Here is a 13,087-nt window from a genome sequence, read left to right on the forward strand (position 1 = left end):
CAAGCCCGCTCCCACATTTAACCGTTTGTCTTCTATATAGCTCCACAACACTGAATTTCTTGCTATAAACGCACTCCGATGACCATTCGCCGAGCCCGTCCTGGTGCCTTTGCGGGTTATCTTGGAAAAAATGCCTGTCATTTCAGTTGCTGAGCCCTCAAGTCGGCCTTAGACTGCCGCCCCTCGTAAATTGAGTGCCGGGTGGCGCTTGAAATGGACGGCGCCTTTCCGAGACCTGCAGAGGTCGGCCGGAACGCTCCCTTATTCGCCTTAATGCACGTATTTTTTATAGAGAAATCAATGACAAAGGAAAAGTTGCTGGCCATGCCGGCGGATGACTACATGAATGCCGAGCAGCACGCTTTTTTCGAGAAGTTGTTGCAGGACATGAAAGTGGAACACCACGAGCGCATCGAGCAGAACCGCATCGCCATTGAAAGCCTGGACACCCCGGCAGACCCGGCCGACGCTGCTTCTGTCGAAGAAGAGCGCACCTGGCTGGTGAACGCCATCGACCGCGACCAGCGCATGCTGCCGCAACTTGAGCAGGCCCTGGGCCGTATCAAGGAAGACTCCTTCGGCTGGTGCGACGACAGCGGCGAGCCTATCGGCCTCAAGCGCCTGCTGATCAGCCCGACCACCAAGTACTGCATCGAAGCGCAAGAGCGCCACGAGCAAATCGACAAGCACCAGCGTCAAGCCTGATGCGGTGAACTGCTGGAGCCGGGTTACCCGGTTCCCAGCAGAAAACAGCCGTTTCCCCCCGCTTATTGATCTGCTGCAAGCCCCCCACTAAAGGCCCATGGATAATGGCCACATAGTGGCGTCTAATGCAGTCACAATAACGACAAGCAGCGGGGTAACGAACATGGCTGGAGACGGATCTCTCATGGGCGCAGCAGTGTCACCACCGGTGGTGGCGCGACAGTTGCCCGGCTGGTTGACGCCGCTCCTGCAAAGTACCGCCCTGGTGCTGTTGCTGCTGGGCCTGGCGTTCGCCCAACTCTCGATTTACCTGTGCCTGCCGGTGGCCCTGCTGCTGATCTGGCTGCCCCGCCTGAAACATCGCACCCACAATGCCGCACCGGCCGAAGCCACCGATGCAATCGGCGAGCTGACCCGCGACCTGTCCTACACCACCAGCCATAACGCACTGTCTGCTGCCGGCGTGGCCTATTCGGTCAAGCAACTGGCGGCCAGGCTGCAATCACAATTGGGCGCGGCGAAGCAGATTGTCAGCAGTGCCGAAGTGATGATCGGCACCGAGCAGGTCACCTCGCAACTGAGCCGCCAGGCCCTCGGCGCGGCCAGCCAGGCCCATCAGCGCAGTACCGAAGGGCGCGAGGTGCTGGCGCAGTCCATCACCCGTATGCACCAGCTCAGCCAGCGCGCCAACGACAGCCGTCAATTGATCGAGGCCTTGAGCCAGCGCAGCGAAGAAATCCAGCGGGTCACCCTGGTGATCCAGTCGATCGCCAGCCAGACCAACCTGCTGGCCTTGAACGCGGCGATTGAAGCCGCGCGGGCCGGTGAGCATGGTCGCGGGTTTGCGGTGGTCGCCGACGAGGTGCGTGGCCTGGCCGGGCGAACCGCCACGGCGACCGATGAAGTCGGGGTGATGGTGGCGGATATCCAGCAGCGTACCGCCCAGGTGGTGGAGCAGATCCGGCAATTGTCGGCCGATCTGCAATCCGGTGTAGAGCAGGTGGAGCACGCCGGCGAGCAACTGGACAGCATTGCCAGCCTGGCAGCTGATGTCGAAGGCCAGGTCAATGAAATCGCCCAGGGCACCGACACCAACCGGGCCCAACTCGACAGCTTGTTCCATGCGGTGGAGCAGATGCGCAGCGATTTGACCGTCAGCGACCAGCAGACCCAACAGTTGGCCGCCGCCGCCGTACAAATGGAAGGCCAGGCTGAAACCATCAGCGAGCGCCTTGCCGAGGTCGGCCTGGATGACTACCACCAGCGCATCTATGACCTGGCACGCGAAGGCGCGAGCCGCATTGCCGCGCAGTTTGAAGCCGACGTCCTGCAAAACCGCATCAGCCTCGATGACCTGTTCGACCGCAGCTACACCGCCATTCCCAACACGCGGCCAAGCAAGTACCACACGCGTTTTGACGGCTACACCGACCAGGTGCTGCCGGCCATCCAGGAGGCCCTGCTGCCCCGGCATGAGGGCCTGGTATTCGCCATCGCCTGCACGCCACAGGGTTATGTGCCAACCCACAACAAGGTGTTCTCCCAAGCGCTGACCGGCGATGCCCAAGTGGACGCGGTACAAAATCGTACCAAGCGCAAGTTTGAAGACCGCACGGGAATCCGCTGCGGCAGCCACCAGCAGGCGGTGTTGTTGCAGACCTACACTCGCGATACCGGGGAGTTGATGCACGATCTGTCGGTGCCGATCACGGTCAATGGCCGGCATTGGGGTGGCTTGCGCCTGGGCTACAAACCCGAGGGGCGCTGATTCAGCGGGGGATTGTTGCAGGTAATGCAAGGGAGCTATTCCGGGGATAGCTTTTTCCAACTGGAAGAAAACCGTAGCATGGCGAACATTGTTAGCCAGCTAACTAATTTTCCGGAGGCGCTCCATGCAAACCAAAGTCGATGTGGCTGTGATGATTGGCAGTGGCGTACCGCCCACCCTGCGTGCGCTGGGGCAAAAGGCCTGTTGGGTAGTGTTGCTCAATGGCGAGCAGCGCGGCACGGCGTTCGCCAGTCGCGACGAAGCCGAAGAGTGCAGGGCTGCCTGGGAGGCGCTGTTGCACCTGGAGCAGTCAGACAGCCTGCATTGAAGGCTCAGGGTTGCTGGTGCAGGCGCTGGTTCAGCTCATCGACCGCAATTGCCCAGACTGCGTCTTCACGCAGTTCATCTTTAAGAAATTGGGCTTGTTGCGGTGACCAGAAATCCGCGTCAATCAGCTTTACGTCATTGGGCAGGGTGTGTTTGCCGATAAAATCGTCAATCCCTTCGGGTGACGAATCTTCTCCAAGTTGTTCAAACAGGTCTTCGAGGGTGTAGGTCTGCGCTTCCATATCGTTCTCCATGCGGGCTGATCATCGTATGCATGGGAGGGTTGTTGCGGGACAGAGTTCGATCGGATTGTCGCGCCGGGTAATCAGGAGGTCAGCGCGCCGGAATCAACGGCGGCCTTAAGTGCTTTTGCGGCTTCCTTGGCAGCCGTGTTGGCAGCGTCTACGGTTTTGAACCAGCGGTCCTTTTCTACTTGGTGAGTCGTCACGGTGGTCAGGGGAGCCTTGGCCCGCATCACAATCACGGCCTGGAACTCACCGTCTACTTCCCTGGCTTCGCCATGGATGAAAAATTCGCCAATATCAAATTCCGTCACGTATAGCCTTCCCTTGGAGGTAATTGCGCTGATGAAACCTGAACCGCAAGGGCACAAATCTCAATGGACGGACCAGTATGGCAGTTGTTACGCGCTGGCGGCGCAGTAAAGTCAACCAGATGACGAAACGCCAGCCGCGCCTCAGCCGTGTGGCGCTTGCAGGATGGCTTCCAGCTGTCGGGCCAGTTCGCAGGCCTGGCTATGGCCGCTGCGAAAACCTTTGATCCGCCCACTGGGCACTTCAAGGATATGGAAAAAGTTTCTCCCGGCGGGGACTACCCGATAGAGCGCCGAATGCAGGCAACTGTCGTGGGTGTATAGGGAGTAGAATTGCCCGTCATCGATAAAAGATGAACCTGTGTTCGAAGGTGTGGCAATCGGTTGAGGTCGTTGCATAATCAGCTCCTGTCGATCGACATTGCGTACCCGCTTGCAGTATTTCGAGTGGTTTTGACCCGTGTTGCTGTTTTAGTATTGTCGTCAGTGTCCGGCGTCCGGTTCCATCCAAAGCATTAGTTTCTGTGTTGGATGTCGGAAACTGCATTTTTTAAAGGGTTATTGTCTGAAGTGGGTCGGCCAGTATTCTCTGGTCGTTAAACCTGTGATTTCCTGCAACGCCTGGCGACCTGCGTAAGGTGCGTCGGGCACGCCTGTACTAGTCTCATGGCCTGGCAGCGTGATCTTCTTCAGTTTTTATCAGTGGATTTGTTGTGTGATCGTGCCGTTTCCGGCCGTTTTTTTGTGCTGCCCGCTTGGGCGGACAGCACCCTTTTGATGTGGGGGCGTTTCCTTGGCAGTCAGTAATCTGGATATGCACGCGTTATTCGTGCTGGGTGATTTGCGCGCAAAGTTGGTCAAGCAGTTTCAATCCCGTTTCGTCTACGTCACTGAGCAGACACCTGAAGGTATCTACATCGCCGAGATCGATACCGAAGCGGCATTGGTGGTGGACGACAAGCCGCGCCTGGAACTCAAGGTCGGTGATCATTTCCGGGCCGCTGTATTGCCCAGCCGCGAAGGCGGCAAGTTCGAACTGAAGTTTCGCGATATCAAGTTGACGGTGTATGGCCTGGGCGATTACGCCTTTGTGTCCTCGGCCGAAGGCCAGGGCATCGTGTTCAAGGAAGGCCACAGCGTGATGCTGGTGTTTGCCGCCAATGAGCAGTTGGTAGAAGGCCTGACCAAGACCCTGAAGGCCGTCACCGGCAAGGCCGCCAAATGGCGCAAGGGTGAACTCGTGACCTTCAAGGCCAGCGAGTAATGAGCCAGGGTAGGGCGCAGTTCCACGAGCAGCACCTGCTCGATGCCCAAGCCACGGCGGCTCAATTGTTTGCCCGCAAGGCCGAGTTGCAGGGCGCCTGGTTGAGCTGGGTCGCCGGCCAACTGTATGAACTCAAGCCCGCCGAATTCGCCAGCATGGTGCGCCGCGAGTTGCAGCGGCTGAACAATCCTGCGTAAAAACCGGCAGCCTGCCATGTTCCTCGGAACCTCTACTACAGTTGAGTTGACTTAAGTATTCAGAGGCTTCGCGGTGTTACAGCAAAGCCATTCGCGATTGCTGTAAGGCATGAGGTGCAAAGCATGAAAGGAATTCGAGCACTGTTGGTAGCCTCACTGACGACCCTGAGTCTGTCGGTGGCGTCGCTGCCGGTATCAGCGGCCCAGGCGCCGATTCATTTTGCCGACCTGAACTGGGAAAGCGGCAGCCTGATCACCGAGGTGCTGCGGGTGATTGTCGAAAAGGGCTATGACTTGCCCACCGACACCTTGCCCGGCACCACCATCACCCTGGAAACCGCCCTGGCGAAAAACGACATCCAGGTGATCGGCGAAGAATGGGCCGGCCGCAGCCCGGTGTGGGTCAAGGCCGAGGCCGAAGGCAAAGTGGTGGGCGTTGGGGATATCGTCAAGGGCGCCACTGAAGGCTGGTGGGTGCCGGAGTACGTGGTCAAGGGCGACCCGGCCAAAGGCATCAAGCCCCTCGCGCCGGACCTGCGCAGCGTGAAGGATCTGGCGCGCTACAAGGACGTGTTCAAGGACCCGGAAGCACCGAGCAAGGGCCGTTTCCTCAACAGCCCGATTGGCTGGACCTCGGAAGTGGTCAACAAGCAAAAGCTCAAGGCCTACGGGCTTGACGACAGCTATGTGAATTTCCGCAGTGGTTCGGGTGCTGCGCTGGATGCCGAGATTGCTTCCTCGATCCGTCGGGGCAAGCCGGTGCTGTTCTATTACTGGTCGCCTACACCGTTGATGGGGCGCTACAAGCTGATCCAGCTGGAAGAGCCGCCATTTGATGCCGAGGCGTGGAAAACGCTGACCGATGCAGACAATCCTGACCCGAAACCTACACGTTCCCTGGCCTCCAAGCTGAGCATCGGTGTGTCCACGCCGTTCCAGAAGGAGCATCCGCAGATCGCCGAGTTCTTTGCCAAGGTCGACTTTCCGATCGAGCCGCTGAACAAGGCGCTGGCCGAAATGAGCGAGAAGCACAGCCAGCCGCGAGAAGTCGCCCAGGCATTTCTCAAGGATCATCCGGAAGTCTGGAAGGCGTGGCTTACTGAGGATGTGGCGCAGAAGGTCGAAGCCAGCCTGAAGTAACACCGATATAACAGCCCGATTGCGATCAAAAATGTGGGAGCGGGCTTGCTCGCGAAAGCGGTTTTTCAGCCAACATTTGTATTGACTGACTCACCGCTTTCGCGAGCAAGCCCGCTCCCACACTGACCTCATTCTTGCCTTGAAACTTGCTGCGCTTTAGAACTTCGTCTGCACCGCCAGCTCAAACGTCCTCGGCGACCCCAGATAATACGCCGGCGACACATGGGCAAACTCGGCATACACCTCATTGGTCAGGTTACGCACCCGGCCCGTCACGGAGGTGTGTTGATCCACCTTGTAAGTCAAAAACGTCCCGAGCAAGGTAAAGGCCGGCACCGTCAGCGTGTTGGCGTTATCGGCATACACCGACGCCACATACCGCGCATCCACACCTCCTTGCCAATCCTCCGCAAAGTCATAGGTCAGCCACAGATTACCCACCTGCCTGGGCACATTGGTCGGCGTATTGCCCTTGCGCGACACCACGGCACCGCTGGCGGTTTTCTCGTTGAAGTCCTCGTATTCGGCATCGACCCAGGCGTAGTTGCCCTCCAGCAATAGCTTGGGCGTGACCCGCAACGAACTGGCCAGCTCGATACCCTTGGACGTCTGCGCGCCCACCGGAATGCTATTGGTCGGGTCCAGCGGGTCGGTGACGGCGAAGTCCTTGCGCTCGATCCGGTAGGCGGCCACCGTGGCGGAGCCGCGACCGTCGAGGTAATCGAACTTGCTGCCCACTTCCCATTGCTTGCCGGTGGACACGTCGAACACCTGGGTGGTGGTGCTCGGCTGTTCGGCGGCGGTGCTGTATTGCACGTAGACATTGGCTTGTGGAATGAACTGATACGTCAGGCCGATGCGCCCGGTCACCGGTTCCCAACTGCGCTTGACGTGCCGGGGATTGCTGGCGGTGATGTCCCGGTGGTTGGTGACCTCAAGGTCAATCGCGTCGTAGCGCAGCCCAGTGAGCAGCGACAGTTTGTCGGTCAGACCCAGGCGGTTTTCGACAAACAACGCCTTGGTGGTGACGGCGTTGGTTTTGTCCGGGTCGAAGCCGGGCTTGGTGCCGGGAAGATCATAGAAATGCCCCGGATCGTAGTTGTTCGGGTCCACCGTGTTTTTGGCGGATACGTTCAACGGGTTGTTGGTGGTGCTGTTGACCTTGTACTCAAAGCCGCCCGACCAGGTCGTGCTCAAGCCGAAGAATGTGTCGTCATGGCGCAGCTCGAACTGGTTGCCGTTCTGCTCACCCTGATGCCGCACCTGATAGGCCGTCGAGCGATTCACCGCGCTGTTATCGGCGTTGTACTGGTAGGTTTCCAGGTTGCGATAGTCGCGCTGGCTGTCGAGGTGATAGAGGGTATTTTTCAGCGTGGTGCTGTCATTGATCCGGTAGTCGATGATCGAGCGCACCCAGATCGTGCGTTGCTCATAACGACCGTCGGCCACGTTGTAGTTGTTGAAGCGGTTGTGTTTGTCGATCTTCAACTCGCCCGACTTCGGGTTGAGCACCGGTGTGCCCCAGTAGGGGCTGTCCTCGTGTTCGTCCTGATATTCCAGGGCCAGGGTGTGGGACAGGTTCGGGGTGAAATCACTCAGCAGGGAAAACGCCACGCTCCAGGCATCGCGCTGTTGGCGATCGATATAGGTGTGGTTGGTGTTGCGGCTTACGTCCAGGCGCGCGTAATGCTGGACCTCGGCGCCCGGCTCGGTCAGGGCGTGGTTCAGGCCGAAGGCCATTCCGGCAGTGTCGTAGCTGCCATAGGTGAGCTGACCTTCGGCGGCCTGTTCCTCACGGGTGGCCAGCTTGGTCACGTAGTTCAGCGAACCACCGACGGAGCCGGCGCCGTTGATCAGCGAGGAGGGCCCGCCCACCAGTTCGACCCGGTCATAAATCCACGCATCCACGGGGCGAGCCAGGCCGCCGGACACCGCGACGCCATTGAACATCTGGGTAATCTGGCTGCTGGTAAACCCTCGATAGGAAATGAAACCGCCAAACCCAGGCGGCGCGCTGGCGTTGACCCCGGGCAGGGTATTGGCCGCGTCCTGGAAGGTCTTGGCGCCTCGGCGCTCGATGTCATTGCGGTTGGCAATGCTGATGGACGCCGGGGTTTCCCGCACGCTCAGCCCCAGGCGCGAGGCCATGCCACTGGACTGATCCAGGGCCAGGCCGGCATCACCGGTTTGCTCGCCATCAATGGTGGTCGTTGCCAGCTCAATCGCCCAGGTGCTGACAGGCAGGCAGCCGAACAGGCCCGCCAAAAGGGGTAAATGTTTCATGGTTGAATCCTGAAAAACTTGGCTTGAAAACAACCCAGTGCCGTCCGCACTCCCGGGGGAGGCAGCCGCGTGGGCCAATCAGAAAAGCGCAGGTATCAGGCGAAGGCGGGCGGGGCGCGCGGATTAGCCGCAGGCCAGGTGAAGCGGGCAGGGATGTCGGCACTGGCAACGATGGCGGGCGGCGGCGCATGGGGTTGCGGAAGCACCGCCACGTTGAGGCTGGAGTTGAGCGCCGGACCCATGCCGCCGGTGGAGCACAGCGGGCAACCGAAGGCTTTCGAGAGCGTGGGCAGGGATTCATCGGTGGACTTGTAAGGCGCCGGCGCCTGGGTGCGCGGGTCCACCGTACAGAACTGGCCGCCGATGCCGTTGAGCTGCATCCCGACCATTTGCCCGTGGCCGATGCTGCAGGCGAACACATTGAACAGGACGCAGCAGTAGAGCATCCAGGCAATGAGCGAGCGGTCGGTACGGGCGAGTTTCATGGGGCGGCACTTTACCATCAGCCGCCGACGAATTGCCTGCAAAAAATCTCAAGAGGGCTATCCTCTCTCGGACTTTTCCAAGGATATCCAGCCATGAGCTTTTTAGTCGCGCGATGGATCGTCGGGGTTTTTGGCTTTATCAGCCTGGTGCATTTGTACTGGGCGGCCGGCGGCAAATTGGGTGTGACGGCGGCTATTCCGCAGCTGCCGGGTGAATTCGCCAGCGGGCCGCGACCGGCGTTCAAGCCGTCGGCACTGGGAACGTTGCTGGTGGGTGTGGGGTTGGTGGCGATTGCGGTGCTGGTGTGTTTGCGGGCCGGGCTGTATTTCGAGCCGGTGTCCAACCATGCGTTGCAGTGGGGGATTAGTGCAGTAGCACTGGTGATGTTTGCCCGGGCGATTGGGGATTCAGAGCTGGTGGGTTTTTTCAAGAAGGTCGGCGGGTCGCGGTTTGCGCGGCTGGATACATTTTTTTACTCGCCGCTGTGTTTGGTGTTGGGGGCGGGGTTGTTGGTGGTGGCGTGGAGTTGAGGGGGAGTGTTTACCGCGAAAGAGTGAGTTTTACGCTGGGTAAACTCGAATGTTCGCCTGGCGACAGCTGGTCAGGGGGTGAGCAGGGTCAAGGATTCAGGAAGTATAGGTTGGACATGGAGTCAGTGATTTTTTGTGCTTTTCCTTGCGCTACATAATTATTGAATTCTAGTTTGAGAGTGTTCTGGTTGGTGTACTTTTTGTACCGGTGTGGTACTTCGCATGCGTAAATGTAAAGCCGCCACGGGTCGAAGCCGTCCACTCTTTCGTCTGGGCCATAGTCGAAATCGATACATACTCCGGAAAAATCGACTCTGCAGCCAATTCCGTGTAGTTCGTAGGAGATGTTGTCAGTGATCCTCCCGCGTTGCGGGATTTCTTTGCTGCGCCATAGCTGGAGTATGTTTTTTGTTCCGAATGTGCGCTCAAGTAAATCAGTCGCTCTTTTCACCTGATATAGATATTCGTGGATCAAATTCTCCAGGTTGTTCTTTTTCATCGTCTCGGCCTTTCTAACCTATCAAGTCCAACAGCATTCGAAGCGTTTATTACGTCATCTTTACTTTTGAGCGTTCCCTTATGGCTATTTAGGTTCTCTATCAATTTTATGGTGACTGGCGTATTTGTCCGTCTTGCCGCTGAGGCTCGGTGGTGCCCGTCGATAATATAGCGCTGCCCGTTCACCTCGACCACGTCGATAGGCTCATTTGTGTCGTAACCCTTGCTCCGCATGCTGAGGGAGATTTCGTCGACTCGCTTGGTTGATCTTTTCCCCTCGATACTATGCGTTCGATTCAAGCTTTCCGCATCAACTCCTCTAATAACTGGCGCCGAAGGTACACCTTCATCGGCTTTTACTTTTCTAGCAGGATCGTTATCAACGGCTTTCGGCTTACATCCATCGCCACCCGGGCAGGTGTTCAATCCAAGCGGGTCAACCCATCCCGTCGGGTTGGGCACATATTGGTAGCCGTTCAGCCCACCCGCCAGCTTCACGGGGTCGGGCGTCAGATAACGACCAATATCCGGATTATAGTAGCGATGTCGGTTGTAGTGCAGCCCGCTTTCCGGGTCGAAGTATTGGCCCTGAAAGCGCAGCGGGTTGGTAACGGTGTTGACGTCCAGCTTCGCGATTTGGCCGTAGGCGCGGTAGTGCGCTGACCACACTATTTCTCCGTCGGATGCGGTGAGTTCTTGTGGGGTGCCGAGGTGGTCGAGTTGGTAGTGGAAGGGTTTTGCGTCTTCCGGGCCGTAGCCTTTCAGCAGCGCTAATGGGCGAAAGCTGTTGGGTTCGTAGATATAGCTTTGGTGGTGATCAGCACTGTGTTCGGCAATCAGCGTGTCGCCTTGCCAGAAGAACTCGGTGGTTTGGCTTTTTATCGTTTTGGCGATGCGCCGACCAAACGGGTCATAGCGGTAGCTGGCCCGTGTGCCGTCTGGTTGGGTGACGCCGATCAGGCGGTGCTGGCAGTCATAGCGGTATTCGGTGACCAGTTGTTGAGCGCGGCCCCGGCGTTCGCGCAGGAGGTTGCCGAAGGCGTCGTAGTCGTAATGACGGTCGCCTTGCATCAAGAGCCGATTGCCTTTGACGACGCTGGGCCCTACGCGGTCTTGCATCAGCAGGTTGCCCGCCGGGTCTTGGACGAAGCGTTCCTGCAGGTCGTGCGAGTGGTTGGCGCGGGTCAGTCGGTCGAGTGGGTCGTAGTGGTAGTCGTGCTGGCCTTTTCGAGTGTCGAGGATGCGGGTGAGGTTGCCGCGTTTGTCGTAGTTGTATTGGCGGCGCTGGTAGCGTTGTTCCTGTTGGGTGATCGCGTGGGCGTGCAGGCGGCCCTGGTCGTCATAGTGGTAGTGGCTGAGGAGTTGGCCCTGCTGGCGTTGGTGTTCGCGGCCGGATTTGAACAGGTGCGAGGTGAGCAGGTTACCGTTGAGTTCGACGGTGGCGAGGTCGCCGCCTTTGTCGTGGTGAAAGGTGAGGCGGTTGTTATCCGGAAGGCGTAGTTTTTCGAGTTGGCCGCATTCGTCGTATCCATAGCGCAACGTGCCCCAGCCCTGGTGTTCGGCGGTGAGGCGGTTTTGCAGGTCGTATTCGTAATGCAGCGGCCAATGACCGTCGTCGACGCTGAGGAGATTGCCGAGGCGGTCGTAGGTGTAATCGACAATGCTGCGGTCGGGCAGGGTTTTTCTTACCAGGCGACCGGCAGCATCGCGCGCATAACCGGTAACCAGCTGACTGCCGTCATCGCCGTATTCGGTCTTTTCCAGCAGATGCCCGGCGAGGTCGTAGACATAGGCGGTGCGGCGACCATCAAACCCGGTTTCCTGCTGGATCAGGCCATTGGCGTGATAGTCGAGCCGATAGGTCTCTCCGACCTCGTTTTCAATCTCGGTCAGTAACAGCCGAACATTGTCATAACGGTATTTAAGCTGCGTGCCGTCCGGATTAATCCGGCGGCTGATCAGGTGCAGACCATCGGCGTATTCGTAGCGGGTGACGCGGCCCAACTCGTCGCGCTCAGCGGTGATTTTTCCGTACGGGTTGTAGCTGAATTCGCGTGTGGCCCCGTCAGACTGAATCACTTTCAGCAAACGACCTACGGCGTCCCACTGATACTGGGTCAGCGCACCATGCTCATCCTCGCAAGCCACCTGCCGCCCCAGCTCGTCATAGCGATAACGCCGCACACCGCCATTCGCCAGTTTTTCTTCAATGAGCTGGCCGCGTTCGTTCCAGATAAAGCGTTGGCTGCTGTTATCCGGATACCAAACACCCGTGAGCTTTCCGTGTTGGGTGTAGGTGTATTCGGTGTAATTGCCATCCGGATCAGTCTTGCGAGTGATATCGCCTTGATCGTTACGCTGGTATTTCCACACCGCGTCACCACGGCGCACAACCCGTACGAACCCGTTGTCATGCTCGTAGGAGGTGGGTGCATCGTCACCGGGAAACAGCGCAATCAACCGACCGGCTTCGTCGTACTGATACGCCGTCACCGCCCCCAGTGGATTCTGCTCGACCGTCAGCCGGCCTTTTTCGTCGTAGGATTTGAAGTGCTGCGCGCCGTCCGGATCGATCCGCTGCACCAGCCGTGCGCGCTGGTCGTGGACGTAGACTTCCTGGCTGCCATCGGCGTTGTGCACGGTGACCGTGCCGTTGTCGTCCCACACATACCGCGTGTCCATCTGCGAAAAGCTGGCCCAGTGCCGGACACATCGCGCCGCCTTGCCGGACCGTTCCCACTCCCAGAAGAAACTCGCCCCACCGGCCAGTTCCCGTTCCAGGATCACCTGCTGATCGTCGTAGCGATAACGCTCGCTTTCGCCTACCGCGTTGGTCGCTTCGATCAACCGCCACGCATCGTCGTACTTGTAGGCAACAACGTTCTGCTCGGTAACCCAGTCCAGTTCCCGCTGCACCTGATAGTCGACGGCAACGATATGTCGGCGGTCATACCGCAGCAGCAATCCTTGACCAACGCCGTTATCAATCCGCTGAATCCGCCCGGAATAGTCACGGGAAATACGCAGCCGGTTGTCATACGCATCGCTGATCGCCGTCAGCACACCGTCACGGAAGTGGTAGAAAAGCGAAGCCTGAGCCAGCACCCATTCATCCGGCAAAGCACCCAGATAAATCGCCGCTTCCGCCAGGCTATTGGTGATCGCCGGCCGTGCAGCAGAGGGCAGGGGAAAGGTGGTGCTGCGGTTCTCGTGATCGGTCCACACCACCGATTCGCCGCTCACCACCAAGCGCTGCGCCAGCGCATGACTCCAGCCAAACCCCAACCCGCAATCCACTTCCACGGCACTGCTGCGATACAACCGCGTCCAGGCAAA

14 protein-coding genes are annotated in these 13,087 nt (G+C 58.7%); 7 read left to right on the forward strand and 7 right to left on the reverse strand.

Features of this window, described 5'->3' with window-relative positions; genetic code table 11:
• Positions 1-300 precede the first annotated feature (300 nt).
• From HX801_RS22965 to HX801_RS22975, 3 genes are all read left to right on the forward strand, one after another.
• Complete coding sequence (locus HX801_RS22965; RefSeq protein ID WP_003214706.1) at positions 301-705, forward strand: TraR/DksA C4-type zinc finger protein; 405 nt, start codon at positions 301-303, stop codon at positions 703-705.
• A gap of 547 nt (positions 706-1,252) precedes the next feature.
• Positions 1,253-2,473: a methyl-accepting chemotaxis protein gene (locus tag HX801_RS22970; protein ID WP_371316583.1), complete on the forward strand. Its 1,221-nt coding sequence runs from the start codon at positions 1,253-1,255 to the stop codon at positions 2,471-2,473.
• A gap of 124 nt (positions 2,474-2,597) precedes the next feature.
• Positions 2,598-2,801, forward strand: coding sequence for a hypothetical protein (locus HX801_RS22975; protein ID WP_003214710.1), 204 nt, complete (start codon positions 2,598-2,600; stop codon positions 2,799-2,801).
• A gap of 4 nt (positions 2,802-2,805) precedes the next feature.
• Here the strand turns inward: HX801_RS22975 and HX801_RS22980 are convergent, their stop codons facing one another.
• The 3 genes from HX801_RS22980 to HX801_RS22990 form a co-directional block, all read right to left on the reverse strand.
• On the reverse strand, positions 2,806-3,042 hold the full coding sequence (locus HX801_RS22980; RefSeq protein ID WP_003214711.1) for a DUF2789 domain-containing protein: 237 nt from the start codon (positions 3,040-3,042) through the stop codon (positions 2,806-2,808).
• 83 nt (positions 3,043-3,125) lie between these two features.
• The gene (locus HX801_RS22985; protein ID WP_003214713.1) at positions 3,126-3,356 is read right to left on the reverse strand and encodes a hypothetical protein; all 231 of its coding nucleotides are present in this window, start codon (positions 3,354-3,356) and stop codon (positions 3,126-3,128) included.
• A 141-nt stretch (positions 3,357-3,497) separates the two neighbouring features.
• Complete coding sequence (locus HX801_RS22990; RefSeq protein ID WP_083853233.1) at positions 3,498-3,752, reverse strand: hypothetical protein; 255 nt, start codon at positions 3,750-3,752, stop codon at positions 3,498-3,500.
• Between the two features lie 415 nt (positions 3,753-4,167).
• On the opposite strand from HX801_RS22990, the gene HX801_RS22995 reads away from it, so the two are divergent.
• From HX801_RS22995 to HX801_RS23005, 3 genes are all read left to right on the forward strand, one after another.
• Positions 4,168-4,617: a hypothetical protein gene (locus HX801_RS22995; protein WP_003214715.1), complete on the forward strand. Its 450-nt coding sequence runs from the start codon at positions 4,168-4,170 to the stop codon at positions 4,615-4,617.
• On the forward strand, positions 4,617-4,814 hold the full coding sequence (locus tag HX801_RS23000) for a hypothetical protein (RefSeq protein ID WP_008437165.1): 198 nt from the start codon (positions 4,617-4,619) through the stop codon (positions 4,812-4,814). The genes HX801_RS22995 and HX801_RS23000 overlap by 1 nt, the downstream gene beginning before the upstream one ends.
• Before the next feature lie 123 nt (positions 4,815-4,937).
• Positions 4,938-5,954, forward strand: a complete 1,017-nt coding sequence (locus HX801_RS23005) for an ABC transporter substrate-binding protein (protein ID WP_177022794.1) — start codon at positions 4,938-4,940, stop codon at positions 5,952-5,954.
• Positions 5,955-6,110: 156 nt separating this feature from the next.
• Here HX801_RS23005 and HX801_RS23010 read toward each other — a convergent pair whose 3' ends face one another.
• Positions 6,111-8,237, reverse strand: a complete 2,127-nt coding sequence (locus tag HX801_RS23010) for a TonB-dependent siderophore receptor (RefSeq protein WP_177022795.1) — start codon at positions 8,235-8,237, stop codon at positions 6,111-6,113.
• A gap of 95 nt (positions 8,238-8,332) precedes the next feature.
• The gene (locus HX801_RS23015; RefSeq protein WP_003214719.1) at positions 8,333-8,722 is read right to left on the reverse strand and encodes a DUF2946 domain-containing protein; all 390 of its coding nucleotides are present in this window, start codon (positions 8,720-8,722) and stop codon (positions 8,333-8,335) included.
• Positions 8,723-8,815: 93 nt separating this feature from the next.
• Here HX801_RS23015 and HX801_RS23020 point away from each other — a divergent pair, with 93 nt between their 5' ends.
• A complete protein-coding gene (locus HX801_RS23020) occupies positions 8,816-9,253 on the forward strand; it encodes a DUF3995 domain-containing protein (protein WP_003214721.1) in 438 nt (145 codons plus the stop codon).
• Between the two features lie 88 nt (positions 9,254-9,341).
• Here the strand turns inward: HX801_RS23020 and HX801_RS23025 are convergent, their stop codons facing one another.
• Both HX801_RS23025 and HX801_RS23030 read right to left on the reverse strand, forming a co-directional pair.
• Complete coding sequence (locus tag HX801_RS23025; protein ID WP_102369288.1) at positions 9,342-9,752, reverse strand: hypothetical protein; 411 nt, start codon at positions 9,750-9,752, stop codon at positions 9,342-9,344.
• Positions 9,749-13,087: RHS repeat-associated core domain-containing protein (locus tag HX801_RS23030; RefSeq protein ID WP_177022796.1), on the reverse strand; the 3,339-nt coding region annotated here is incomplete at its 5' end. The genes HX801_RS23030 and HX801_RS23025, both read right to left, overlap by 4 nt.

It is taken from the genome of Pseudomonas sp. G1002 (genome assembly GCF_013385455.1).
Lineage (GTDB): Bacteria > Pseudomonadota > Gammaproteobacteria > Pseudomonadales > Pseudomonadaceae > Aquipseudomonas.